General features: G+C 70.1%; 24 protein-coding genes and 1 pseudogene. 16 read left to right on the forward strand and 9 right to left on the reverse strand.

Annotation, left to right across the window (positions count from 1 at the left end):
* The 6 genes and pseudogenes from V8688_RS22795 to V8688_RS22820 all read left to right on the forward strand — a co-directional run.
* Positions 1–485 (forward strand): annotated as a pseudogene (locus V8688_RS22795) (phosphomevalonate kinase); the annotation flags it as partial.
* Positions 482–1,579: a type 2 isopentenyl-diphosphate Delta-isomerase gene (gene fni, locus V8688_RS22800; RefSeq protein WP_316575196.1), complete on the forward strand. Its 1,098-nt coding sequence runs from the start codon at positions 482–484 to the stop codon at positions 1,577–1,579. The pseudogene V8688_RS22795 and the gene fni, both read left to right, overlap by 4 nt.
* On the forward strand, positions 1,572–2,630 hold the full coding sequence (locus V8688_RS22805) for a hydroxymethylglutaryl-CoA reductase (protein WP_218719722.1): 1,059 nt from the start codon (positions 1,572–1,574) through the stop codon (positions 2,628–2,630). The genes fni and V8688_RS22805 overlap by 8 nt, the downstream gene beginning before the upstream one ends.
* Positions 2,627–3,799: a hydroxymethylglutaryl-CoA synthase gene (locus tag V8688_RS22810; RefSeq protein ID WP_218719721.1), complete on the forward strand. Its 1,173-nt coding sequence runs from the start codon at positions 2,627–2,629 to the stop codon at positions 3,797–3,799. The genes V8688_RS22805 and V8688_RS22810 overlap by 4 nt, the downstream gene beginning before the upstream one ends.
* A gap of 9 nt (positions 3,800–3,808) precedes the next feature.
* Positions 3,809–5,332 carry an NAD(P)/FAD-dependent oxidoreductase gene (locus V8688_RS22815; protein WP_342801653.1) on the forward strand — a complete coding sequence of 508 codons (1,524 nt, stop codon included), beginning with the start codon at positions 3,809–3,811 and terminating at the stop codon, positions 5,330–5,332.
* A gap of 26 nt (positions 5,333–5,358) precedes the next feature.
* The gene (locus V8688_RS22820) at positions 5,359–6,807 is read left to right on the forward strand and encodes an NAD(P)/FAD-dependent oxidoreductase (protein WP_342801654.1); all 1,449 of its coding nucleotides are present in this window, start codon (positions 5,359–5,361) and stop codon (positions 6,805–6,807) included.
* A gap of 492 nt (positions 6,808–7,299) precedes the next feature.
* Here the strand turns inward: V8688_RS22820 and V8688_RS22825 are convergent, their stop codons facing one another.
* The 6 genes from V8688_RS22825 to mftR form a co-directional block, all read right to left on the reverse strand.
* Entirely contained in the window at positions 7,300–9,639 is a 2,340-nt protein-coding gene (locus tag V8688_RS22825) for a SpoIIE family protein phosphatase (RefSeq protein WP_342801655.1), read from the reverse strand.
* Positions 9,640–9,649: 10 nt separating this feature from the next.
* The gene (locus tag V8688_RS22830) at positions 9,650–10,273 is read right to left on the reverse strand and encodes a SpoIIE family protein phosphatase (RefSeq protein ID WP_218719717.1); all 624 of its coding nucleotides are present in this window, start codon (positions 10,271–10,273) and stop codon (positions 9,650–9,652) included.
* On the reverse strand, positions 10,266–10,679 hold the full coding sequence (locus V8688_RS22835) for an ATP-binding protein (RefSeq protein WP_218719815.1): 414 nt from the start codon (positions 10,677–10,679) through the stop codon (positions 10,266–10,268). The genes V8688_RS22830 and V8688_RS22835 overlap by 8 nt, the downstream gene beginning before the upstream one ends.
* On the reverse strand, positions 10,669–11,052 hold the full coding sequence (locus V8688_RS22840) for an STAS domain-containing protein (protein WP_218719716.1): 384 nt from the start codon (positions 11,050–11,052) through the stop codon (positions 10,669–10,671). Before V8688_RS22840 ends, V8688_RS22835 begins: the two co-directional genes overlap by 11 nt.
* Before the next feature lie 10 nt (positions 11,053–11,062).
* A complete protein-coding gene (locus tag V8688_RS22845) occupies positions 11,063–11,968 on the reverse strand; it encodes an STAS domain-containing protein (protein ID WP_218719715.1) in 906 nt (301 codons plus the stop codon).
* Positions 11,969–12,032: 64 nt separating this feature from the next.
* Positions 12,033–12,686 (reverse strand): mycofactocin system transcriptional regulator, encoded by a 654-nt coding sequence (gene mftR / locus V8688_RS22850; protein ID WP_316575194.1) that lies wholly within the window; start codon positions 12,684–12,686, stop codon positions 12,033–12,035.
* Between the two features lie 63 nt (positions 12,687–12,749).
* Here mftR and mftE point away from each other — a divergent pair, with 63 nt between their 5' ends.
* The 3 genes from mftE (at position 12,750) to V8688_RS22865 (ending at position 15,315) form a co-directional block, all read left to right on the forward strand.
* Positions 12,750–13,454, forward strand: a complete 705-nt coding sequence (gene mftE / locus V8688_RS22855; protein WP_218719713.1) for a mycofactocin biosynthesis peptidyl-dipeptidase MftE — start codon at positions 12,750–12,752, stop codon at positions 13,452–13,454.
* Entirely contained in the window at positions 13,451–14,668 is a 1,218-nt protein-coding gene (mftD, locus tag V8688_RS22860; RefSeq protein ID WP_218719712.1) for a pre-mycofactocin synthase MftD, read from the forward strand. The genes mftE and mftD overlap by 4 nt, the downstream gene beginning before the upstream one ends.
* Positions 14,669–14,829: 161 nt before the next feature.
* Complete coding sequence (locus V8688_RS22865; RefSeq protein WP_342801656.1) at positions 14,830–15,315, forward strand: hypothetical protein; 486 nt, start codon at positions 14,830–14,832, stop codon at positions 15,313–15,315.
* A 3-nt stretch (positions 15,316–15,318) separates the two neighbouring features.
* Here V8688_RS22865 and V8688_RS22870 read toward each other — a convergent pair whose 3' ends face one another.
* A complete protein-coding gene (locus tag V8688_RS22870) occupies positions 15,319–15,849 on the reverse strand; it encodes a MarR family winged helix-turn-helix transcriptional regulator (protein WP_308248562.1) in 531 nt (176 codons plus the stop codon).
* A 221-nt stretch (positions 15,850–16,070) separates the two neighbouring features.
* Between V8688_RS22870 and V8688_RS22875 the strand changes: the two genes are divergently transcribed.
* From V8688_RS22875 to V8688_RS22900, 6 genes are all read left to right on the forward strand, one after another.
* A complete protein-coding gene (locus tag V8688_RS22875; RefSeq protein WP_218719710.1) occupies positions 16,071–17,747 on the forward strand; it encodes a fumarate hydratase in 1,677 nt (558 codons plus the stop codon).
* Between the two features lie 138 nt (positions 17,748–17,885).
* Positions 17,886–19,295 carry an AarF/ABC1/UbiB kinase family protein gene (locus tag V8688_RS22880; RefSeq protein ID WP_342801661.1) on the forward strand — a complete coding sequence of 470 codons (1,410 nt, stop codon included), beginning with the start codon at positions 17,886–17,888 and terminating at the stop codon, positions 19,293–19,295.
* A gap of 77 nt (positions 19,296–19,372) precedes the next feature.
* Complete coding sequence (locus V8688_RS22885) at positions 19,373–19,774, forward strand: hypothetical protein (protein ID WP_342801657.1); 402 nt, start codon at positions 19,373–19,375, stop codon at positions 19,772–19,774.
* A gap of 100 nt (positions 19,775–19,874) precedes the next feature.
* Positions 19,875–20,975: a PLP-dependent cysteine synthase family protein gene (locus V8688_RS22890; protein WP_316575190.1), complete on the forward strand. Its 1,101-nt coding sequence runs from the start codon at positions 19,875–19,877 to the stop codon at positions 20,973–20,975.
* Positions 20,972–22,291, forward strand: a complete 1,320-nt coding sequence (locus tag V8688_RS22895) for an MFS transporter (protein ID WP_218719707.1) — start codon at positions 20,972–20,974, stop codon at positions 22,289–22,291. Before V8688_RS22890 ends, V8688_RS22895 begins: the two co-directional genes overlap by 4 nt.
* Positions 22,292–22,387: 96 nt before the next feature.
* Positions 22,388–22,906 carry a M15 family metallopeptidase gene (locus V8688_RS22900; RefSeq protein ID WP_342801658.1) on the forward strand — a complete coding sequence of 173 codons (519 nt, stop codon included), beginning with the start codon at positions 22,388–22,390 and terminating at the stop codon, positions 22,904–22,906.
* Between the two features lie 70 nt (positions 22,907–22,976).
* Here V8688_RS22900 and V8688_RS22905 read toward each other — a convergent pair whose 3' ends face one another.
* Positions 22,977–24,113: an epoxide hydrolase gene (locus V8688_RS22905; RefSeq protein WP_342801659.1), complete on the reverse strand. Its 1,137-nt coding sequence runs from the start codon at positions 24,111–24,113 to the stop codon at positions 22,977–22,979.
* A gap of 83 nt (positions 24,114–24,196) precedes the next feature.
* Between V8688_RS22905 and V8688_RS22910 the strand changes: the two genes are divergently transcribed.
* On the forward strand, positions 24,197–25,159 hold the full coding sequence (locus V8688_RS22910) for a YafY family protein (protein WP_342801660.1): 963 nt from the start codon (positions 24,197–24,199) through the stop codon (positions 25,157–25,159).
* A 2-nt stretch (positions 25,160–25,161) separates the two neighbouring features.
* Here V8688_RS22910 and V8688_RS22915 read toward each other — a convergent pair whose 3' ends face one another.
* Positions 25,162–25,593, reverse strand: coding sequence for a hypothetical protein (locus V8688_RS22915; protein WP_218719704.1), 432 nt, complete (start codon positions 25,591–25,593; stop codon positions 25,162–25,164).
* Between the last annotated feature and the right edge of the window lie 167 nt (positions 25,594–25,760).

Genomic DNA, 25,760 nt, shown 5'->3' on the forward strand with positions numbered 1-25,760 from the left:
CGCCGTGGCCGGGCCTGTCGGTCCGCCCGCTGCCGACCCCGACCGGCCTGGACCTGCGGGTCGGCTGGACCGGCGACCCCGCCTCCACCCCGGCGCTGGTCGGCGCCGCGACCTGGGCGCGGGGCGACCGGACCGTGTTCAACGCCCGCAGCAACGACTGCGTGCGCCGCCTGCTCACCGCCGTCGAAGCCGACGACGCCACCGGTGTCGGCACCGAGATCGACTACGCCCGTGGCCTTCTCCTCGACCTGGACGCCACCGCGGGCCTGGGCATCATGACGCCGCGACTGCACGCGCTGTGCGCGGCCGGAGCCGCCGTCGGTGCCCCGGCCAAGCCGTCCGGCGCGGGCGGCGGCGACTGCGGGATCGCGCTCGTCGACCGCGCGCGTCCGGACACGAGCACCGAACTGACCGACCGTTGGGTCGCCGCCGGTATCCGGCCGCTGCCGTTGCGGACCCACCCGTTCGAAGGGGACACCGCATGATCGCCGATCGCAAGGACGACCACGTTCGCCACGCGGTGAACCAGCGCAGCGCCGACACCGGCGCCAACGACTTCGACTCGATCACCTTCGTCCACCACGCGCTGGCGGGGATCGACAGCCGGGACGTGTCGCTGGCCGTCGACGTCGCCGGAAAGCAGTGGGACACACCGCTCTACGTCAACGCGATGACCGGCGGCAGCGTCAACACCGGCGAGATCAACCGCAAGCTGGCCATCGCCGCCCGCGAGACCGGTCTCCCCATCGCCACCGGGTCGATGAGCGCCTTCTTCCGCGACCCCGAGGTCGCGGGCACCTATCGCGTGCTGCGCGAGGAAAATCCGCACGGGTTCGTGATGGCCAATGTCAACGCGACCGCCTCGCTGGATCAGGTGCGCCGCGCGATCGACCTGCTCGAGGCCGACGCGCTGCAGATCCACCTCAACGCGGTCCAGGAAGTCGTGATGCCCGAGGGCGACCGTTCCTTCGGCTCGTGGCCCCGCCAGATCGAGCACCTCACCGCCAATGTCGCGGTGCCGGTGATCGTGAAGGAGGTCGGGTTCGGTCTCAGCAGGCAGACCGTCGCCTGGTTGCGCGATGCCGGTGTCTCGGTGGCCGACGTCGGCGGCCGGGGCGGCACCAACTTCGCCCGCATCGAGAACGAACGACGTCCGGCCGCCGACTTCGCCTTCATCGAGAGCTGGGGGCAGTCCACCGCCACCTGCCTGCTCGACTGCGCCGGGATCGACGGCATCGACATCGCCGCCTCCGGCGGCATCCGGTCACCGCTCGACATCGCCAGGGCGCTGGCGCTGGGCGCCGCCGCGACCGGAGTCGCCGGTGCCTTCCTGGACACCGTCGTGCGCCGCGACACCGACGCGCTCGTCGAGCAGATCCGCACCTGGCTCGATCAGCTGCGCCAGATCCTGACCGTGCTCGGCGCGCGCACCCCGGCCGACCTGGCCGGCTGCGACCTGCTGATCACCGGGGACGTGGCGAGCTTCTGCGCACTGCGCGGCATCGACACGGCGTCTCTTGCCCACCGGAGTCCCTGGTGGCGCGAATCGAAAGACCGAGGAGGAGTCATCGATGAATGACATGTCGTACGCAGCGGTCCCGCTGCAGTGGGTGGGGCCCTTGCGCATCACGGGCAATGTCGTCGACGATGCCGTCGACGTTCCCCTGGCCACCTACGAAACGCCCCTGTGGCCCTCGGTCGGTCGCGGCGCGCGGATCTCCACCCTCACCGAGCGCGGCATCGTCTCCACGCTCATCGACGAGCGGATGACCCGCTCGATCCTGCTCGAGGCCGACGACGCCTACACCGCGCTCACCGCGGTGCGGCAGCTGAAGGACCGCTTCGCCGAGTTGCAGGAGGTCGTCACCGGCAGCAGCCGCTTCGCCCGCCTGATCGACCTGCACCACCAGATCAACGGCAATCTGCTGTTCCTGCGGTTCGAGTTCAGCACCGGCGACGCCTCGGGCCACAACATGGCCACCCTGGCCAGCGACCACCTGATGGACCACATCCTGACCACGGTCTCGGGCGTGCGCTACGGCTCCATCTCCGGCAACTTCTGCACCGACAAGAAGGCCACCGCGGTCAACGGCATCCTCGGCCGGGGCAAGAACGTGGTGACCGAGCTGCTGATTCCCCGCGAGGTGGTGGCCCAGCGCCTGCACACCACCGCAAGGCAGGTGGTGGAGCTCAATATCCGCAAGAACCTGATCGGCACCCTGCTGGCGGGTGGGATCCGTTCCGCCAACGCGCATTACGCCAACATGCTGCTCGCGTTCTACCTGGCCACCGGACAGGACGCCGCGAACATCGTCGAGGGCTCCCAGGGCGTCACCCACGCCGAGGACCGTGACGGTGATCTGTATTTCTCGTGCACGCTGCCCAACCTCATCGTCGGGACCGTCGGCAACGGCAAGCACGCCAGCTTCGTGGACGACAACCTCGAACGTCTGGGCTGCCGCGAGGACCGGGAGCCCGGCGAGAACGCCCGCAGGCTCGCCGTCATCGCCGCGGCGACCGTGCTCTGCGGCGAGCTGTCGCTGATGGCCGCGCAGACCAATCGCGGTGAATTGATGCGCGCCCACACCCAATTCGAGCGGTCCACCACGAGCAACGGAACACAACGATGAACACATCCTCGGTCGGCATCCACGACCTGTCCTTCGCGACCACCCACTACGCCCTCGACCACGCCGTGCTCGCCGAGCGGCTCGGCGTCGACCGCGACAAGTTCTACCTGGGCATCGGCCAGGAGAAGATGAGCGTCGCCGCGGCCGACGAGGACATCGTCACCATCGCCGCGGCCGCGGCCAAGCCCATCCTCGAACGCCACGGCACCGACAACATCCGCACCGTGCTGCTGGCCACCGAGACCGGTGTCGACCAGTCCAAAGCCGCCGCGCTGTACCTGCATTCGCTGATCGGGCTGCCCAACGCCGCGCGCGTGGTGGAGCTCAAGCAGGCCTGCTACGGCGGCACCGCCGGACTGCAGTTCGCCGCGGGCCTGATCGCCCGCGATCCGGCGCAGCGGGTCCTGGTCATCGCCGCCGACATCGCCAAGTACGAGCTGGACTCCCCGGGTGAGCCGACCCAGGGCGCCGCCGCGGTGGCGATGCTGATCACCGCGAATCCGGCCATCCTGCAGCTGGATCCGTACTCCGGGCTCTACAGCGCCGACATCATGGACTTCTGGCGCCCGAACTACCGCAGCGCCGCCATCGTCGACGGCAAGACCTCGGTCAACGCCTACCAGAAGGCCGCCCAGGAGGCCTGGACCGACTACCGCCGCCAGGGTGGCCGCGACCTCGCCGAGTTCGCCGCCTTCTGCTACCACCAGCCCTTCACCAAGATGGCCTACAAGGCGCACCGGCACCTGCTCGAGAGCCAGGGCCACACCGCCGACGCCGCCGAGATCGAGGCCGCCATCGGCGACACCACCCGCTACAACCGCACGGTCGGCAACAGCTACACCGCCTCGCTGTACCTGGGCCTGGCCGCGCTGCTCGACCACGCCGACGACCTGACCGATCGGGCCCTGGCCATGATCAGCTACGGCTCGGGCAGTGTCGCCGAATTCTTCAGCGGCACCGTGCGACCCGGCTACCGCGAGCACCTGCGGACCGAGGCGAACCTCGCCGCGATCGACTCACGCGAACTGATCGGCTACGAGCACTACCGGGAACTGCACGAGGCCACCTCGCCCAGCGACGGCGCGTACCACGCCATGGCGGAGCAGACCCGCCGTCCGTATCGGCTGGCCGCCGTCTCCGGCCACAAACGCATCTACGAATCCCGCTGAGGTCGCCCCATGAGCAGTAACGACACTTCCACGTCCGTGGACGACCGGTCCGCCGGCGACACCACCCGGCGGCACGTGCAGGTCCTGATCGTCGGTAGCGGCCTGTCCGGTCTCGGCACGGCGATCCGGCTCAGCCAGCACGGTGTGACCGACTATCTCGTCATCGAACGCGGCCCCGATGTGGGCGGCACCTGGCGCGACAACACCTATCCGGGCGCCGGCTGCGATGTGCCCTCGCACCTGTACTCGTACTCGTTCGCGCTGAACCCGAACTGGTCGCGCTCGTTCTCGCCGCAGGCCGAGATCGAGCGGTACCTGCGCGAGGTGGCCGACCGGTACGGGGTGCGCGACAAGCACAAATTCGACTGCGCGATGACCGCGGCGCGCTGGGTCGACGCCGACGGCCGCTGGGAGATCGACACCAGCGACGGTGGCTTCACCGCCGACTTCGTCGTCTCGGCGGCGGGCGTGCTCGCCGAGCCGAATCTGCCCGACATCAAGGGGATCTCGAGCTTCGAGGGCGAGATCTTCCACTCGGCGCGCTGGAACCACGACGCGAGCCTGGCGGGCAAGAAGGTCGCCGTGATCGGCACCGGTTCCTCCGCCGTGCAGATCGTCCCGTCGATCGCGCCCGAGGTCGAGCGGCTCGATGTGTACCAGCGCACCGCGACCTGGGTGATGCCCCAGCTCAACCGGCCGTATTTGGCGCCGGAACGCTTCGCCTTCAAGCACGTGCCCGGTCTGCAACGGCTGATTCGCGCGCTGATCTACACCACGCGCGAACTGTTCGTGATCACCCAGGTGAAGTACCCGTGGACCGGCCTGCTGCTCGAAGCGGTCGGGCGGGTGAAGATGCGGCTCGAGATCCGCGACCCGGACAAGCGGCGCAAGGTGCTGCCCGAGCACCGCATCGGCTGCAAGCGCATGCTGGTCTCCAACAAGTTCTACGGCGCGCTCGATCGTGACAACGTCGATCTCGTCACCGACGGCATCGCCGAAGTCCGCGCGCACTCGATCGTCACCGAGGACGGCACCGAACGCGACGTCGACGCCATCGTGCTGGCCACCGGCTTCCATGTGGCCGATTCGCCGACGTTCAACCTCTACACCGGCCGCGACGGCCGGACGGTGTCGGAGGCGGCCGACGCCGAGGGTTACCAGATGTACAAGGGCACCACGGTCGCCAATTTCCCGAACATGTTCTTCATGCTCGGCGCCAACTCCGGGCTGAACTACACCTCGCTGATCTACATCATCGAGTCGCAGATCAACTACATCGTCGACGCGATCACCACCATGCGGGTCCGCGGTCTGCGGTCGTTCGAGGTGAAGGTCGACGCCCAGCGCGCGTACAACAGGGCGCTCGAGCCGAAGATGGCCCGCACCGTATGGGTCAACGGCGGCTGCACCAGCTGGTTCCTCGACAAGCACGGCAACAACTCCGCGCTGTGGCCCGACTTCAGCTTCCGGTACCGGAAGCTGGTGCGCAACTTCGACATCGAGGCCTACGACACCACGGCGACGACGCGGTGACCGACACGCCTCGGCGCCATGTCCGCGTGGCGATCATCGGGGCCGGGTTCGCCGGGCTCGGCGTGGCGATGCGGCTGCGCCGGCTCGGGATCACCGACTTCGTCGTCTTCGAGCGCGCGAGCGATATCGGCGGTACCTGGCGGGACAACACCTATCCGGGCGCGGGCTGTGACGTGCCGTCGCAGCTGTATTCGTATTCGTTCGCGCCGAATCCGGACTGGACACACTCGTTCTCGACGCAACCGCAGATCCAGCGGTACGTGCAGGACACCGTCGACCGGGAAGGGGTGCGCGAGGCGATCCTGCTCGACTGCGAGGTGAGCGACGCGCGCTGGAACGCCGCCACCGCGCGCTGGGACATCCAGACCTCCCTGGGCGCGTTCACCGCCGACATCACGGTCTCGGCGGCGGGCCCGCTCAGCGCGCCGAGACTGCCGGAGATCAAGGGCATCAGCACCTTTCGGGGTGCGCTGTTCCACTCCGCGCGCTGGGATCACGAGGTCGACCTGACCGGCAAGCGGGTCGCGGTCGTCGGCACCGGCGCCTCGGCCATCCAGATCGTGCCGTCGATCGCGGGTACGGTGGGCCGGCTCGCGGTGTATCAGCGCAGCGCGCCCTGGGTGCTGCCGCGCCTGGGTCATCGCTACACGCGGCTCGAACGCCTGTGGTATCGCCACGTTCCCGGTTCCCAGCGACTGGCCCGCGCGGGGGTGTACTGGGTGCGCGAGTCGTTCGTGCTCTGGCAGTCGAAGTATCCGCCGCTGGCCGACTTCTTCGCCGCCGGTGCCCGCCTGAAGCTCTGGTGGGTGATCCGGGACGCGGCGTTGCGGCGCAAGGTGACTCCGGACTACCGGCTGGGCTGCAAGCGGATGCTCATCTCCAACGAGTACTACCCGGCGCTGGCGCGCGAGAACGTCGATGTCGTCACCGACGGGATCCGGGAGATCAGGGAACACTCGATCGTCGCCGAGGACGGCACCGAACGCGAGGTCGACGCGATCGTGCTGGCGACCGGGTTCAAGATCTCGGACTCGCCGACCTACGACCTGATCACCGGCCGCGACGGGCGCACCCTGGCGGAAGTGTTCGGCGAGCACGGGCTCAGCGTGTACAAGGGCACCACCATCGCGAACTTCCCGAACCTGTTCCTGATGATCGGCCCGAACGCGGCGCTGAGCTACACCTCGGCGTTGTTCACCATCGAATCGCAGATCAACTACATCGTCGACGCGATCACGACGATGGACGCGCGCGGGCTGCGGACGGTGGAGGTGTGTGCGCAGGCGCAGCTCGACTACAACCGGGACCTGCAGACGAAGTTCGCCGGTACCGTCTGGAACGCGGGCGACTGCACCAGCTGGTTCGTCGACGAGCGCGGACAGCACTCCCGGCTCTGGCCCGACTTCAGCTTCCGGTTCGAACGGATGCTGCGGACGTTCGACGTGGACGCCTACGACACGACCGCACGGACGTAGGGCGCGCGGGCACAGCTGATCCCGGGACGAGGTTGGGGGCGTCCCGGGATCATCGCTGAGTCAGCCCGACAGCGATTCGAGCAGTGTGGCGAGTACATCGACGAGGTCACCGAGAATCGCGGAAAACATGAGCTCTCCCTTCAGTCGGATGATCGGCCCGCAGGAGTACGGAAAGCGGCGCGGAACGCGGCTTCATCGCTGTGGTGCAGGAATGGGCCCCGGGCCCGTAAACCGGAGTGCGGGAAGATCGCTGGAATATCCGGGATCACACCAGACTCGGTGTGGAAATGCATCCACACCGTAGCAAACCGGGTTTTGCGTATACAAGGATGTGAAGGTCGGCTAAAGATTCGTTATCGAATTTTCGAAAACGCAGGTCACGGCGGGTATTCGGGGTGTGCTCGACGTTATCCGCAGGAATGGCGCGCCCCGCGCACACCGTGCCTGCGGGGGTGATCCGGACGGCTATTCTTGCGGCGCGTCCGCCGGACGTTATCGGAACGTATTGTTGACGGCCTGAGCAGCGGGGCGCACCGATCCGCGCAAGGGGTTCGCGGTCGGGAAGGTGATCGACGGCAGTGTCACCCACATGCGCACTCGGGTGCCGTTCTCGTCGTGGCTGAATTCCAGATCCTCGGTGAGCACCCGCATCATCTCCACGCCGCGCCCGCGATAACCGGGGTCGGTCGGGGTGGGAATCCAGCGGCCCGTGTCGACGACCTCGATGATCACCCGATCGCCCTCGCAGGTGGCGGTGAGAGTGACCCGGCCGGGCTCGGAGTCGCGGTAGGCGTGCTCGACACTGTTGCTGCACGCCTCGTTGGCCGCCGCGACGAGGTCGGCGGCGAGATCGTGCGGAACCGCGGCGGTGGCGAACCAGCGGTAGAGATTGCGCCGCAGGCCGGTCAGCTCCGCCGCGGCGGCGGGGATGTCGAGGTGCAGGGGTTCGGGCGGCTGACGGTAGACGACCATGGCGACGTCGTCGTCGTAGCCCGCGGGCGGACACAGCCGCGAGAGCACGGCGTCGGCGACATCGCGGGGCAGCGCGGCACCGGTCTCGCTGAGCACGCCGGCGATCTTGACGAAGCCCTCTTCGATGTCGTAGCCGCGCTGCTCGACCAGGCCGTCGGTGAACAGCACCAGCGTCGCGCCGGGCGGCAGCGCCGTGGTCGCCTCGGGCCTGCGCGGGGTGTCGAAGGTGGCCAGCGGCACCGCGCGTCCGCCCTCGAGTACCCGGCCCATGCCCCCGGGTGGGGCCAGGATCGGGGGCATGTGACCGGCGTTGGAATAGCGGACCATCCCGCGCTCGGGATCGAGCACCGCCGCGCATACCGTGGTGCACATGGCGCCGGGAATCCGGGCGGCGACGGCGTCGAGCTCGGCGAGCAGCTGCGCCGGTCCGGCGCCGCGCAGCAGCAATGCTCTTGCGGCCGTGCGCAATTGGCCCATCACGACGGCGGCCGAGAGGCCACGGCCGACACAGTCGCCGACCACGACGCCGATGGTGCCGTCACGCAACGGCACCACGTCGTACCAGTCACCGCCGATCTCGAGCGGCGGCAGCGCGGGCTCGTAGTGCACCGAGAAGCGCGGCGGCAGCTCGATCGGGCCGAGCATGGCGCGCTGCAGGGTGAGCGAGGTGGCGCGCGCCTGGTCGAAGTTGCGGGCGCGCTGCAGGGCGACGCTGAGGTGGCCGACCAGCAGCGAGTACAGCGCCCAGTCCGCGGCGCTGATCGCGCGAGGCGCGCCGAAACGCACCCACAGGGCCGCGTCGCCGGTCTCGCCGAGGGGCGCGACCACGGCGTCCACCCCACCGTCCTCGCCGGTGATGGCGGACAGGCCGCGGGCGGGTTGCCTGCGTGCCCGGTCGACCAGGGCGCGGACCTCCTCGTCGAGGACGACCCGCCCCGCCGGCTCCGCGACCGGTGCGGCGACGAACTGCGGTGTGCCCTCGGCACGTCCGGCCACCTCGGGCGCCCCGGCCGGTGGCTCGCCGCAGGAGTACACGTCCGGCTGCCCGGTCCGGCTCGGCCACACCGCGACCAGTGCGGTCCGTGCCCCCATCGTCCGGCGCAACTCGTCGAGCCCGACCTCGAGCACCTCCACCATGCTGGTGGCCGCGCCCACCGCGGTCGCCAGCCGCGAGGCGGCCTGATCGCGCGCCTGCGCATCGTGTTCGGCGGTCACGTCGCGCACGGTGCCGACGAAGATCTCCTCGTTGTTCTCCTGCTTCACCAGCGAGCTGGCGCTCACCGCCAGCCAGCGTTCACGGCCGTCACGATGACGCACCGGCATCACGAAACGTGATGCCTCCGTACCGATCTGGGGGTAGCCCGTCCGATCCGGCAACGCCCACGGATGCGGTACCGGGTAGGGGACCGCATCCGCGCCGTAGCCGGTGAGCACCCCGAAGGCGGAGTTCACCTCGACGATGGTGCCGCGATTGTCGGCGACGAAGAAGCCGTCCTGCAGGGACTCGACCAGTGCGGTGCGGAACGCGTCACGGCCCGCGAGATCCTCGGCGCGCGAACGCTGCTGCTCGTAGCGACGGGTGCCGTCGAGATAGCCGCGGGTGGCGATGTCGAGCGCGGCCATCGTCTGCAGCAGGAACTCCAGCGCCACCTCGGCGCTGCGGGCATCCGCCGTTTCCTCGATGTACGCCGCCACCGCCCGGAAGTGGTTCTCGGTGAGGTCGAGCAGACTGATGCCCTCGACGAGGGCGCGCCTGCCGAGGTCGTAACCCTCGGTGAGGCCGGCCTGGCCGGGCGCGGCGACGTGACGGCGCAGAGCAGCCGAGTAGTCGTCGAGAAATGCGGCCAGGACAGCGCTCATCGGCAACCTCTCATGGACAAGCTCCGCGGAATCGCGCCGCGAGAACCAGGGCGTCGTCGGTGTCCTTGGCATCGCGGGCGAGTAGGTCGCCGGCGATCTGGCTGGCCGGACGCGCCAGATCGATCGACTCCGGGCCGACCGAGACGATGCCGTCGGTGGCCATCAGCAGCAGGTCACCGGGACGGATCGGCAGGGTCTGCGGTTGCAGGTGCGAGGGCAGCCGATAGCCGACGATGCCGCCGGTGAGCAGCATGGTCGCCCGCAGTTCCGGACCGGCCGGACCCAGCGTCAGCAGCCGCGACTCGACATTGCCGACGCCGAGCCACTGCAGCGTCTCGCCCGGTCCCATCAGGGCCAACGAGACCGCGGCGCCGCGGGTTTCGACCATCGCGCGATGGCACAGCACCATCAGCACGTCCAGCGGTTCGCCGCGGTTCTCGGCCAGGATGACCATCGCGCGGTCGGCCGCGTCGGCCGCGGCCGCGCCGTGCCCGAGCCCGTCGAGCACGCCGAACAGCGCGCCACCGTCACCGGTGTCGAGGATGACCGCACGATCGCCCGAGACGTCCTGCCCGGGCAGTGCCCGACCGGCCGTCGACCATTCCGTGCGGCCGATGATCCCGTCTTCATGCACCGTCGGGTACCCACTTCCACATCTCGATCAACGTCCCGCGGCCGGGGGCGGAATCGATGGTGAGGCCGTCCATCAGCCTGCGCGCGCCGGGCAGCCCCAGCCCGAGTCCGCGGCCGGTGGAGTAGCCGTCGTCCAGGGCGCGCGTGATGTCGCGGATGCCCGGTCCCTGGTCTTCGGCCTGGACGACGAGGGAGCGCCGGCCGTCGCGCAGGTCTACGAGCAGCCGGATCTCGCCGCTGCCCGCGTAGCTGGTGATGTTGCGCGCGATTTCCGAGATCGCGGTGGAGATCATGGTGCGGTCGGTGAGAGTGAAACCCAGGGCTGCGGCCAGTTCATGTCCCGCCTGACGTGCGGTGACGATGTCCTCGGAGACTTTGACCGCGATGGCCACCTGCTCAGCGGCCACTGTCACGACCGTCTCGTCGCCTGCTGGGGAGGCGGTTGAGCCACGCGAGGCCCTCCTCCAGATCAAGCGCGGTGTGCATGTCCTCGAAGGTCAGACCGAGCTGCACCATCGCGAATGCCACCTCCGGCTGCAATCCCACGATGACGGTCTCGGCGCCGCGCAGCTGGGTCATGTGCGCGATGGTGCGCAGCGAGCGCGCGGCGAAGGAGTCCATCACGTCGATTGCGGTGACGTCGACGACGATGCCGGTAGCCCGATACCGGCTGACCTGCTTCATGAGGTCGTCCTGGAGACGCTCGGTATCGCTGTCGGTCAGGGCCGACTGCACCGAAGCGATCAGGAACGTGCCCTGTTTGAGAATGGGGACCGGCATGGTGGCTAGCTCAGCGTCCGTCTCGTTCGCTCAGGCGCTCGGTCACCCGGGAGACCTCGTACCCGAGCAGACGCTCGGCCTCTTCGATACCGCCCTGCAGGTCGCCGACCGCGTTCATCTTCGACAGATCCAGGCCGATGGTCACCAGCGTGAGCGCGATCTCCGAGGACAGACCGGTGATGATGACGTTGGCACCCATCAGGCCCGAGGCGTCGACGGTCTGCACGAGGTGGTTGGCCACCACCGAGTCGATCGCGGGCACACCGGTGATGTCGATGACGACGACCTTGGCGCGGTTGGCGCGGATGGCGCGCAGCAGCTGCTCGGTGAGCTGGCGGGCGCGCTGGGAGTCGAGCACACCGATGATCGGCAGGATGAGCAGCTGTTCGCGCACCTGGAGCACCGGGGTGGACAGCTCGCGGATGGCTTCCTGCTGCTGGCGGATGACGCGCTCGCGCTCCTGCACGAACGAGATGGCCACGGTGCTGGCGATGCGGTTGGCGGCGGGTTCGTAGGCGTCGAGGACCTGGTTGAGCAGATCGAAATCGGCCTGGTACTTCTCGAACAGCGAGCGAGCCAGCACGTCGCGCAGGAGCAGCACGATTCCGAGGACCTCGTCGGTCTCGACGCCTCGCGGAATGATGCGCTCGGACAGGTCGCGGGCGTAGGCCTGCAGCGCCTCGACGCTACCGGTGACGAGCACCTCGACGTAGTTGTCGTACATCGACGTGGCCTCGGAGAAGATCTCCTCCGGGGTCATGGCCGTGAGCAGCTCGGCCTCGGTGATGCGCCGCGCCCACTCCTCGCGCAGTCCGGTGCGGTTCTGCCGGAGGTGCTCGACCAGTTGCGGCAGCAAGTTGTCTACCGGGCGCGCCGGCAGCGAATCCGCCGAAAGACTCATGGACACCTCGGACATGGAAACTCCTGCCCCTTTCGACGGGCTTTCTCCGGTGCGCAGCGCGCGCTTGGCTCGAGCCTACTCATACCCCATCCGGGATGCCGTCCAAACGTGCGGGTTGCTCCGCGTCCGCTGACCGTTCCGGGGCGAAGCCTCGCTCCAGCGCTCGCAGCGCGCGGTCCAGATAGCTCGTCAGATCGGTGTCACCGCGTTCGAGCCAGGCGTCGAACGCCGCTCGCGCGGCCGCCAGCGTGGTGCGGCCGACGGCCAGGGGGACCAGGTCGCCGGCGGTGGTGCCGAGGCGCCGGGCCGCGAACTCGCCGACCGCGCGTTCCCACGCGTCGTAGTGCGCGCCTGCGCCCGCCGAGAGCGCGGGGACCCCGGAGACCAGGCGCATCCTGGTGCGCAGCTCCGGGATGTCCTCGGCACGATATCTGTTGGCCGCCACCACGATTCGGCGCACCGCCGCCATCATCGGCTCGTCGTCGGGGACCGCGGCGAACGCGTCGCGCAGGTCGGCGACCTCGTCGTCGAACTGGTGCCAGAGCACCTCGGCCTTGCTGGGGAAATACCGGAAGAAGGTGCGTTCGCTGACCCCGGCCTCGGCCGCGATGCGCTCGACGGTGACGTCGTCGAAGCCGTGCTCGGCGAACAACCGCATCGCGATGACTTCGAGTTCGCGGCGCGTGGTGCGCGGCGGGCGGCCGCGATGCGCGCGCGGGGACGGGGCTGACATGGATACAGAGTAGGGAATCCCGGCCCCTTGATTATGTCAGTGACTGTCGTTAATCTCGGGACCATGTTCGTGGCCCACCTCACATGGCCCGAGGCGGGCACATGTGCCGCCGCGGGAGTGATCCTGGTCATCCCGCTCGGCGCCACCGAGCAACACGGCCCCCACCTGCCCCTGTCCACCGATACCGACATCGCCGCCGCGGTCTGCGCGCGGGTCGCCGCCGAGCGTGCCGACGTGCTGGTCGCCCCGGCGGTGCCCTACGGCGCCAGCGGCGAGCACGCCGGCTTCGCGGGCACCCTGTCGATCGGGCAGGCCGCGCTGGAGCTGCTGGTCGTCGAGCTGTGCCGGTCGGCCACCGACACCTTCGATCGCATCGTGCTGGTGAACGGGCACGGCGGCAATGTCGAGGCGGTGCGCCGCGCGGTCGCCCTGCTGCGCTCGGAATCGCGGGACGTGCGCCTGTTCTCGCCCGGGTACGGCGGTGACCCGCACGCGGGCCGCGCCGAGACCTCGATCCAGCTCGCGCTGACGCCGGATCTGGTGCGCGCCGACCTGGCCGAACCGGGGGACCGGCGCCCGCTGGCCGAACTGCTGCCGCTGCTGCGCGCCGGCGGTGTCCGGGCCGTGAGCCCCAACGGAATTCTCGGTGACCCCACCGGGTCGAGCGCAGGCGAAGGCGCCGCGCTGCTGAACGCGGCAACCACCGCACTGCTGGCAGACCTGGGCCGCTGGTGGCCCCAGGTTCCTGAGGAAGGATCACGTCGATGAATCCCTGGTTCGAGACCGTCGCCGAGGCGCAGCGCCGCGCCCGCAAGCGCCTGCCGAAATCGGTGTACGGCGCGCTGATCGCGGGCTCCGAACGCGGCCAGACCATCGAGGACAACCAGACCGCGTTCACCGAACTCGGCTTCGCCCCGCACTGCGCGGGCCCGATCGGCGAGCGCGACCAGTCGACCACGGTGCTCGGCCAGCAGCTCTCGATGCCGGTGCTGATCTCGCCCACCGGCGTGCAGGCGGTACACCCCGACGGCGAGGTCGCCGTGGCCAGGGCGGCGGCCGCGCGGGGGATCGCCATGGGCCTGAGCTCGTTCGCGAGCAAGCCGATCGAAGAGGTGATCGCGGCCAACCCGGCCACGCTGTTCCAGCTGTACTGGTGCGGCAACAAGGACCAGATCCTCGAGCGGATGGCCAGGGCGAAGGCGGCGGGCGCGGTCGGGCTCATCCTGACCCTGGACTGGTCGTTCTCGCACGGTCGCGACTGGGGCAGCCCGGTGATCCCGGAGTCGCTGAACCTGCGCACCATGATGAAGTTCGCCCCGCAGACCCTGGCACGCCCGCGCTGGCTCGCCACCTACCTGCGCTCGGGCTCGATCCCCGACCTGACCGCCCCCAACATGGCCGTCGGCGGCGGCGCGGCGCCGGGCTTCTTCGGCGCCTACGGCGAGTGGATGCAGACCCCCGCGCCCGACTGGGACGACGTCGCCTGGATCTGCGCCCAGTGGGACGGTCCGGTACTGCTCAAGGGCGTCATGCGGGTCGACGACGCGCTGCGCGCGGTCGACGCGGGCGTGGCCGGCATCTCGGTGTCCAACCACGGCGGCAACAACCTCGACGGCACCCCCGCCGCCATCCGGGCGCTGCCGGTGCTGGCCGACGCGGTCGGCGACCAGATCGAGGTCGTCCTCGACGGTGGTATCCGGCGCGGCAGCGATGTCGTGAAGGCCGTGGCCCTGGGCGCCCGCGCGGTGCTGATCGGACGCGCGTACCTGTGGGGCCTGGCCGCCAACGGCCAGGCGGGCGTGGAGAACGTGCTCGACATCCTGCGCGGCGGCATCGATTCGGCGCTGCTCGGGCTGCGCAAGACCTCGATCGCCGATCTCGACCGGGGCGACATCATCGTGCCCGCCGGGTTCGAACGGGCCCTGGGCGTGCCCGCCGACCTCGAACGACCGCTCACCACAGCGGATCTCGTCCAGCGGTAGCCACCCACCACCGGCGACGGACTCCGCTTCGGCGAGGTCCGTCGCCGGTGTCGTTCCCCGGACGTGCGAGCCGGTGCGCCGCTAGGATCGGCCGGGTCGTCGGCATCGAGGGGGAATTCGTGCGTGGGGGAGTACCGGGCGAGCAGCGGCGCGTCCGAATCATGAAGTCGCGCAGTGTGTCCTGCACGCTGCCCGCCGTGGTGGCGATGGCGCTGGTGGCGGCGGGGTGCGGGACCGGGGCGCCGGCGCATCGCGCGGCCACCACCTCGGCGAAACCGCCGGTGACGAGCACGGCCCGGCCGACCACGACCGCGCGACCCACCACCACGACCTCGGCCCGGCCCACCACCAGCGCGCCCGCGCAGCCGACCGCCGTCGGCATCTGCGTGGACACCACCTCCTCGACCCGGGTGGCCGACGGACTGTGCGACACCGCCGAGGGCCGCTACGCCGATTTCTGGTACCAGCACACCGATACGCTGGTGTACCCGGCGATCGGCGCCGCCGTCGCGCTGGCCGCGGGCAGCTTCATCCGGCCCGCAGGCGCCGGCGTCTACGACCGCGGCGTACCGGACTCCGGCGGCACGGTCCAGCGGGGCGGGCTCGGCACCAGCCGTCCCGACTCCGGGGGCAGCACCGGGTCCTGACGATCAGGCCGGATCCGGGGCCGGTTCTTCGGCGTGCGGGGTCGCGCTGCCCCGTCCGGTGGGATCGAATCCGCCTGCCGCGCTGCGGTGATGGTTGATCAACACGTCGTAGATCTCGGCCAGGGCGGCCAGCTGTCCGCGGTCGAGGACGTCGATCATGTGCCGTCGCACGCTGCGCACGTGCGCGGGCGCGGCCGTGGTGAGCAGCTGGCCGCCCGCGCTCGTCAGGCGGGCGACGGTGCGGCGCTGGTCGTGTGGCATCGTCTCCCTGATCACCAGCCCGCGTTTCTGCATGCGGGTGATCTGGTGCGAGAGCCTGCTCTGCGACCATTCCAGCGCGCCCGCCAGATCGGCGAAGGTGAGGCGCTGACCCGGCGCGTCGGCCAGGTATACGAGCACCGAGTACTCGACCCAGCTGAGGTCGGCCGCCCGGCCCGCGTCACGCCCGATCGCCGCGGCGATCAGGTCGCGGGTCCGGACATAGCCCAGCCAGGCGCGCATTTCGACATCATCGAGCCACTGTGGATCGGTCACGATCGAGCTCCAGATTCTCCGGTGCAAGCTTCGGATTGGAACGGTGCACGCCCCGCCACCGTCCGGGTGAATGGGTAGCACCGTTTGGGTTGAACGTGCAACCTCGATCTTGGTTCAGGCATTTGCCTTACGTCACATAGGGTTGCCTAACCAGCAGGTGGACGCGGGTGGTCGATAGGCTTCCGAGTGCTTTGTGACCAGCCACCCGAGGAGTGCGATTCGTGACCGCGCCGGAGTTCCGCTATTCCGATCTGCTGCCGATCGGCGCCGACGACACGCCGTACCGCTTGCTCACCACCGAGGGGGTCAGCACCTTCGAGCACAACGGTCGCACCTTCCTGCAGGTCGAGCCCGAAGCGCTGCGGCTGCTCACCGAGACGGCGATCCACGACATCAGCCACTACCTGCGGCCCGCGCACCTGCGCCAGCTGCGCAAGATCATCGACGATCCGGAGTCCTCGGGCAACGACCGCTTCGTCGCGCTGGACCTGCTCAAGAACCTCAACATCTCCGCGGGCGGCGTGCTGCCGATGTGTCAGGACACCGGCACCGCGATCGTGATGGGCAAGAAGAGCGAGGGCGTGCTGACCGGTGTCGACGACGCCGAATGGATCAGCCGCGGCGTGTTCGACGCCTACTCCACGCTGAACTTGCGCTACTCCCAGCTGGCTCCGATCACCATGTGGGACGAGAAGAACACCGGCTCCAACCTGCCCGCGCAGATCGAGCTGTACTCGACCGAGGGCGACGCCGACAACCCGGTCTACAAGTTCCTGTTCATGGCCAAGGGCGGCGGGTCGGCCAACAAGTCGTTCCTGTACCAGGAGACCAAGGCTGTCCTGAATCCCGAGCGCATGCTCGAGTTCCTCGACGAGAAGATCCGCTCGCTCGGCACCGCGGCCTGCCCGCCCTACCACCTCGCCGTGGTCATCGGCGGCACCAGCGCCGAATTCGCCCTGAAGACGGCCAAGTACGCCTCCGCGCACTACCTGGACAACCTGCCCACCGAGGGCTCGATCACCGGCCACGCGTTCCGCGATCTCGAGCTCGAGGAAGAGGTCTTCCAGCTCACCCGCGAGTTCGGCATCGGCGCGCAGTTCGGCGGCAAGTACTTCTGCCACGACGTGCGCGTGGTCCGCCTGCCCCGGCACGGCGCCTCCTGCCCGGTCGCCATCGCGGTGTCCTGCTCGGCCGACCGCCAGGCGCTGGCCAAGATCACCAAGGACGGCATCTTCCTGGAGCAGCTGGAAACCGAACCGGCCCAGTACCTCCCGGAGCAGACCGAGGAGATCCTCGGCGGCGACGTGGTGAAGATCGACCTCAACCGGCCGATGGACGAGATCCGCGCCGAGCTGTCGAAATACCCGGTGAAGACCCGGCTTTCGCTGACCGGCCCGCTGGTCGTCGCCCGCGACATCGCCCACGCCAAGATCAAGGAGCGGCTCGACGCGGGCGAGCCGATGCCGGAGTACCTGCGCGACATGGCCGTCTACTACGCGGGCCCGGCCAAGACCCCCGAGGGCTACGCCTCCGGCTCCTTCGGCCCCACCACCGCGGGTCGTATGGACTCCTACGTCGACCAGTTCCAGGCCGCGGGCGGCTCCATGGTCATGCTGGCCAAGGGCAACCGTTCGGCCCAGGTGACCAAGGCCTGCAACGAGCACGGTGGCTTCTACCTGGGCTCCATCGGCGGCCCCGCCGCCCGGCTGGCACTGGACTGCATCAAGAACGTCGAGGTGCTCGAGTACCCCGAGCTGGGTATGGAAGCGGTCTGGAAGATCGACGTCGAGGACTTCCCCGCCTTCATCGTCGTCGACGACAAGGGCAACGACTTCTTCGCCGAGACCTCCAAGCCGATCGCCCTGCGCGTGCGCACCCGCTCCAAGGAACGCGTGTAACCGTCCCGCTCGGCCACCGACCGCGAAGACCCCGGCCTCGCCACCGTGCGAGCCGGGGTTTTCGTTCGTTCCCGGCACACAGGCCGCCGGTGTAGTGTGACCCGCGACATACGCTGGACCGGTTCGACGGGGGTGGAAATGGCGGCCACCGGGATACCGCCCTCGGGGCGCGTCGCGCGCGGGGCGAAGCTGGGGCAGCTGGCGGCCGAACAGACCGTGCGCGGGGTCGGAACGCGGCTGTCGATGATCGGGCGCACCGAGGAGGCCAGGCAGGTGCTGGCCGAGCGGTCGGCGATGAAGACCGCGCAGCAGATCGTCGCGGTGCTCGGCAGCATGAAGGGCTCGGCCATGAAGCTGGGCCAGATGCTGTCGGTGCTCGACCTCGATTTCGTCCCCGAATCGCACCGCGCGCAGTTCACCCGTCAGCTCGCGGCGCTGCGGGATCGGGCGCCGGCCGTCGCGTTCCCCACCATGCGCCGGGTGATCGAGGACGACCTCGGCCCGCTGGCGCGCATCTTCGCCGACTTCGACGAGACCGCCATCGCCGCGGCCTCGATCGGTCAGGTACACCGGGCGACCCTGCGCGACGGCCGCGCGGTGGCGGTGAAAGTGAAATATCCCGGCGTGGAACGGGCCGTGCACGCCGATATCGGCAACCTCGAATTCCTCAGCAAGATGGCCAGATCCGTGCTCCCGAGCATGGCCGACACCGGGGTGCTGGAAGAGATCGCCGCCAACCTGCGCAGCGAGCTGGACTATCTGCGGGAGGCGCGGACCCAGCACCGGGTCGCCCAGCGCTACCGGGGACATCCCTTCATCACCGTGCCCGACGCGATCGAGGAACACTGCTCGCGCAACGTGCTGGTGACCGAATACGTCGCGGGGCAAGGCTTCTCGCACCTGCAGGCGCTGCCCGACGCGGACCGGGACCAATACGGCGAACTGATCTACCGCTTCTACCTCGGCACCCTGTTCACCGACAACGAATTCTGCGGCGATCCGCACCCGGGCAATGTGCTGCTCGCCGAGGACGGCAAACTCGCCTTCGTCGACTTCGGGCTCTACAACCGGATGGACCCCGAGCACGTCGATTTCGAGCGCTCCTGCCTGCGGGCCGCCGCCGAGGACCGGCCCGAGGACCTGTACGCGGCCTGGGTCGGGCGCGGCATCATCGACCCGGACGCCGGCGTCACCGTCGAGGAGTGCCTGGCGTACGTGTGGGCGGCCTGCGGGTGGCATCTGCTCGACGAAGAGGTCACCATCACTCCCGAATTGGCCACCAGCGCCGTGCTGCTCGCCGTCGACCCGCGTTCGGTCGAGTTCCAGGGCATGCGCAGGCAACTGCTCCCGCCCGAGCACGTCTTCTCCCGGCGTGCCGACCTGTTCACCTTCGCCACCCTCGGCCAGTTGCGGGTCAGCGCCAACTGGCATCGGCTGGCCCGCGAATGGCTCTACGGTGAGCCGCCGGCCACCGAGACCGGCCGCGCGATCGTCCGGTGGCAGAGGGGAAATCAGCCGCCACCGCGCCCGGATCGCCCGTCCCCATGACGCTGACCTGTGCCTACGCAATGACGTAGTAGCTTGGTCGGCGTAGGTCACCGGCGACAAGCGGCGAAGGAGGCACGGTGGGTCATCGGACTGGCCGTCCCTCGTCGCGCCGGGCCGGCGCGCTGTGCGCGTTCGTCATGGTCGTGGCCGCCGTGTGCGCGCTCGTGATCGACTGCACCACGGTGCACCACGACAACCACCACGCCCCGGAGGCGGCGCTCGGCGTGGTCGCGGCCGTCGCCGACGGGGCCGGGCTCGCCGTTCCCGATCATCCACTGCCCGACCACTGCCTCGTCGGTACCGTGGCGCCCGATACCGGGCTCGTGCTGCCCCTGCTCGGCCTGCTCGGGGCGCTGGTGATCGTGCTCCTCGCGAGCCTCGGGCATCCGGCCGCGGCCCCGCGCGCCCCGCCTCGCTCATCACTGCGGTACCGCCAGGGCCGCGACATCCTCACCCAGTTCTGCATCTGTCGACGCTGATCGGTCAGCGCCAGGCCCGTCACCCATGGCGGGCCGGTGTTCGCGTGCCCGTTCTCGTCCGCGCCGCCGTGCCCGGCGGCCGACACAGGAAGCGACAGACATGCAGGAATACGTGCTCGACCGGACCGCCGCCGCGATCGCCGAGCGTCCCCAGGGACTCGTCGGCAATACCCCGGTGATGTGGGTGGGAGCGCCGCTGGCCACCGCCGACCGCGGGTTCTGGGCCAAGCTGGAAGGATTCAACCCCGGCGGGATGAAGGACCGCCCCGCTCTGCACATGGTGCGCAGGGCCGAACACCGCGGCGACCTCGCCCCCGGCGCGCGGATCGTCGAATCCAGCAGCGGCACCCTCGGACTCGGGCTCGCCCTGGCCGGACTGGTGCACGCTCATCCGGTCACCGTGGTCACCGATCCCGGACTGGAACCGATCGTCGCGCGGATGCTCGCCGCCTTCGGTGCCCGGGTCGACCTGGTCGAGCGAGCCCATCCCACCGGCGGCTGGCAGCAGGCGCGCCGGGACCGGGTCGCCGAACTGCTCGCCGCCGAGCCGACCGCGTGGTGCCCGGACCAGTACGGCAATCCCGACGCCGCCGACGGCTACGCCGGGCTCGCGCACGAGCTGATCGACCAGGTCGGGCGCGTCGACGTGCTGGTCTGCGCGGTCGGCACGGGCGGCCATTCCGCCGGTGTCGCCAGGGAACTGCGCCGCCGGTTCCCTGATCTGCGCCTGATCGGCGTCGACACGGTGGCCTCCGCGATCTTCGGCCAGCCCGCGGGGCCACGGTTGATGCGCGGACTCGGCTCCAACATCCACCCGGCCAATGTCGACTATCGCGCCTTCGACGAAATCCATTGGGTCGCACCGGCGGAAGCGGTCTGGGCCTGCCGGACACTGGCCGCGACGCACTACGCCACCGGCGGGTGGAGCGTCGGCGCGGTCGCCCTGGTCGCGGGCTGGGCGGCCCGGACGGCCGACGCGGAGACCAGGATCGTCGCCGTCTTCCCCGACGGCCCGCACCGCTACTTCGACACGATCTACAACGACGGCTACTGCCGTACGCACGGCTTGCTCGCGGGTCCGCCCGCCACCGACCCCGACACGATCGATCACCCGGCCGAGCGCGTGGTCGAATCCTGGACGCGCTGCACGACGGTGCTCGATCCCGGCGCGCTCGCCGAGACGGGCCCGGTGCGCGCATGAGGACCCTGCGGATCTTCGCCGGGTTCGATACCCCCGCCCGGCTGCTCATGATCAACCAGTTCGGCATCAACCTCGGCTTCTACATGCTGATGCCGTACCTGGCCGGGTACCTGTCCGGCCCGCTCGGCCTGGCCGCGTGGGCGGTCGGACTCGTGCTCGGCGTCCGGAACTTCTCCCAGCAGGGCATGTTCCTGATCGGCGGCACCCTGGCCGACCGTCTCGGCTACAAACCGCTCATCGTCGCCGGATGTGTCTTGCGCACCGCGGGATTCGCCGCGTTGATCTTCGCCACCTCGCTGCCGATGCTGCTGATCGCCTCCGCCGCGACGGGATTCGCGGGTGCGCTGTTCAATCCGGCGGTGCGCGCCTATCTGGCCGCCGAGGCAGGCGAGCGGCGGGTCGAGGCGTTCGCGGTGTTCAACGTGTTCTATCAGGCAGGCATCCTGGCGGGTCCCCTCGTCGGGATCGCCCTGCTCGGGGTGGACTTCCGGTGGACCGCCGCGGCGGCGGCCGCCGTGTTCGCGGTGCTCTCGGTGGCACAGCTGTGCGCGCTGCCGCAGCGCAGCGGCGCGACCACCGCGACGTCGGTGTGGACCGACTGGCGCGCGATCGCCGGTCACCGGCGGTTCGTGGCGTTCGCGGTGGCCATGGGCGGCACGTATGTGCTGTCGTTCCAGGTGTATCTGGCGCTGCCGCTGCACGCGGGCACCATTTCGGGCGCGGGCGGGCAGGAACTGACCGCGCTGGTGTTCGTGGTGTCCGGCGTGGTCGCCGTCGCCGGTCAGGTGCGGATCACCGCGTGGTTGCGAGCGCGGTGGGGGATCGGGCGTGGTCTGGTCCTCGGTGTCGGCGTGCTGGCCGCGGCGTTCGTCCCGCTCGCGCTGATCCCCGGCGCGGAGTCGTTCGGGACGGTGGCCGCGGCCGCGGCGCTGCTGCTGTCCGCCGCGGTGCTGGCGGTCGGGACGGCGGCGGTCTTCCCGTTCGAGATGGACACCGTCGTCTCGCTGAGCGAGGGCAAGCTGGTGGCGACCCACTACGGGTTCTACAACACGATCGTCGGGGTGGCCATCCTCGCGGGCAACCTGGGGACCGGCGCGGTCCTCGACGTCGCGCGCGCGGCCGGCGCCGACCGGTTGGTGTGGGTGGGTCTGACGCTGATCGGCCTGCTGACCGCGGTCGCGGTCCAGCGCGCGATCCGCCCGGTACCCGGTCGGCACCGGCAACTCGACGCGCTGCCCGCCTACACCGCCGCGCCGGGCCGCTGGCCGATCCGGCCGGACCGGGCGACCTCGGGCGAGCTGACCCGCACACCCTGAATCGGTCGCCCGACCTGCCGGAACGACCCCGCGCACCGTGCCCGAACCCACCACGGCGGTCGGCTCGGGCACGGACCGGGTCGATAGACTTCCGGCATGACTACTGTGCTCGGCCGCCTGGCCGACCGGATGCTGGTGACGGTCACGGCCGCCGCGGCCGTGACCGCCGTCGGCATCGGCATCGCCGAGGCCCAGCCGGGCGCCACCGACCAGCGCGAACAGTTCCAGTCCGCCGCGGGCACCGAGGGCCTCGACCCGCCGCTGGCCCTGGCCTACACCCTCGCCGAGCAGCAGGCGCACGCCGAGGGCGTCCCGCTGTCGATCACCTCGGGCTACCGCACCCCCGAGCAGCAGGAAATGCTGTGGCAGGACGGCCTCGCCACCTACGGCACCCCTGACGAGGCCCGCCGCTGGGTGCTGCCCCCGGCGGAGTCCACCCATGTCTCCGGCCACGCCGTCGACGTCGGCCCCCAGGTCGGCGCCCAATGGCTGGAAACCAATGGCAACCGCTGGGGCCTGTGCCGGACCTTCGACAACGAATGGTGGCACTTCGAGCTGGTCACCGCACCGGGCACCCCGTGCCCGCCCCGCGTGCCCGATGCCGGCATGCGATAGCCGAACGCCACGAACGAACCACCGGGCAGGGTGCCGCGCACCCTGCCCGGTGTGCTGTCACCGGCCGGATTCAGCGCAGGTCGGCGAAGAAGGTGCGGATGTCGCTGACGTGGGCCAGGGGTTCTTCCATGGCGACGAAGTGGTTGCCCGGGTTGCCCGAGGGCCAGTAGGTGATCTTGTGGTCGCGGTCGGCGAGCTTGCGCATCAGCGGTGAACCGCCGCCGTAGACACCGGTCGGGACCAGATTCTGGCCGGGGGGCCAACCGAAGCCACCGTCGCGCAGACCGTCGTACATCGGCCACGAGGAGGTGCCGGTGGTCTGGGTGAACCAGTAGATCGCGGCGTTGGTGAGCAGATGGTCGCGGTCGATGACATCCTCGGCGAGGTCGGCCATCGGGGTGAACTCCTGGAACTTCTGCATCAGCCAGGCCAGCATCGCCACCGGGGAGTCGTTCCAGCCGAGCGCGAAGGTCTGCGGCGCGGCCCGCAGCAGGGTGTGGTGGTCGACGCCGCCGGTCATCCACTGCTGCATCTCCTCCCACTGCCGCAGGTCCTCGTCCGACATCGTCGGCACGTCGGCCGCGGTCGGCATCCCGATCCCGCCGTCGAGATGCACGCCGATGACGTGCTCGGGCGCGGCGAGCGCCATCTCCGGGGCGATGTAGGCGCCGAGGTCACCACCCTGGGTGCCGTAGCGGTCGTAGCCGAGCCGGTCCATCAGCGTGGTCCACATCCGGGCCACCCGGGCCGCGCTCATGCCCGTCTCACGCGGCGCCGCCGAGAACGCGAAGCCGGGGATCGACGGCACCACGACGTGGAAGGCCGGGGCCGGGTCGAGCCCGTGGGCCCGCGGATCGGTCAGCGGGCCGATGGTGCGGGTGAACTCGACGAACGAGTTCGGCCAGCCGTGGGTGAGTACCAGCGGCACCGCGTCCGGCTCGGGGGAGCGCACGTGCAGGAAGTGCACGTCGAGGCCGTCGATCTCGGTGACGAACTGCGGGAACTCGTTGAGCGCGGATTCCTGTGCGCGCCAATCGAAATCCTCGGCCCAGTACCGCGCCAGGTCGCGCAGGTAGTCGGTCGGCACGCCGCGGTCCCAGCCCGCTCCCGGCAGCGGCGCGGCCCAGCGTGCCCGGCGCAGGCGCTCGCGCAGGTCGTCGAGATCGGTCTGCGGGATGTCGATACGGAAGGGACGAATGGTCGTCATCTGCACTCCTCGGTCGGTGTGCACACCACGCTAGGAGTCATCTAGGACAGTTTCGGTCCTAGATGCGCGGCAGAATATCGGCCATGACCGATACCGCCGCCCGGCTGCTCCGTTTGCTCTCCCTGCTGCAGATGCCACGCGAGTGGCCGGGCAGCGAACTCGCCGACCGGCTCGGTGTCACCGACCGCACGGTCCGCCGTGATGTCGACCGGCTGCGCGAGCTGGGCTATCCCGTCGTGGCGGCGCTCGGGGCGACCGGCGGCTACCGCCTCACCGCCGGTTCGGCGCTGCCGCCGCTGGTGCTCGACGAGGACGAGGCGGTGGCCGTCGCGGTCGGCCTGCGGGTCGCGGCCGGGCAGGCCGTCGCCGGGATCGAGGACGCGGCGGTGCGCGCGCTCACCAAACTCGAACAGGTACTGCCCACCAGGCTCCGCAGGCGGGTGCGGGTGGTCGGCGCGGCGGTGACGGTCTCCGCGGGCGCGGGCCCCACGGTCGATCCGGAGGTTCTCACCGTCCTCGCCGCCGCGGTGAGCAACCGGGAACGGGTGCGCCTGCGCTATCGGGACGCCGCGGGCGCCGAGTCGCGGCGACACGTCGAGCCGATCGGCATCGCGGCGGCGGGCCGTCGGTGGTATCTGGTCGCCTACGACCTCGAGCGCGACGCCTGGCGCAGCTTCCGCGCCGACCGCGTCGAGGAGCCGCGACCGACCGGCGCCCGCATCGTCGCCAGGGAACTCCCCGCCGCCGATGCCGCGGAGTACGTCGCGGGGCGCCGAACCGACTGGGCCACACCGCGATACACGGTGGACGTGACGTTCGAGGCGCCGGCGCACCGGGTGGCGGGCAGGCTCGGTGCGGCGCCGGACAGCATCGTGGCCGACGGCGATGCCAGGTGCCGGCTCACCGAAACCCGCGACGACGACCCGCGATGGCTCGCCGCGCAACTCGTCGCCCTCGGGTTCCCGTTCCGGGTGCACGGCTCCCCGGAACTGCGAGCACACCTGCGCGCCTGCGGGTCCCGGCTCGCGGATGCGCTCGCCGAATGACCTCAGAGCCTGCCGGTGTCCTTGAGCACCCGGCGTGACTGGGCGAACAGCATGCCCACATTGACCGTCTTGCGGCACACCACCACGACCACCAGGTCGTCGCGGCTCTCCGCGCGCAGGAACAGGTGGGTGAGGTTGTTGGAATTGACCAGGATCTCCTGGAAGTAGTGGTCGTCGCTGCGGATGCCGCGCCGTTCCTTCCAGATGTCCTCGATCATCACCACATTGCGGCCCTGGAACAGGTCGAGGGTGGCGGCCGCGAGCAAATCCAGCACCTCCGGCGGATGGTTGTCGACGGTCTCCACCGACAACAGCATGCCGGTCGACATGTCGATGACGCCCGCGGCGACGCAGTCGGGAACTTCGGCGCGCAGCGACTTGACCATCCCGGTGAGCCGTTCGTTCATGCTGGCGGGGGTGCCGTTGGTGTTCATGAGATCCTCTCGGTTCTCCGCCGTGGCGAAGAGTCGGGTACGTCCACGGCGGTCGTGGACGGGGGAGCGGCCTGCGGCGGACGCGGCCGGAGGGTGTCGTTGATGCCGCTGGCGCCGCGGCGGCGCCGGGGCAGCGCCGGGTCGACCATGCCCGCCCCGGCGGGGAC

This window comes from Nocardia sp. No.11, from assembly GCF_038752175.1.
GTDB lineage: Bacteria > Actinomycetota > Actinomycetes > Mycobacteriales > Mycobacteriaceae > Nocardia > Nocardia canadensis.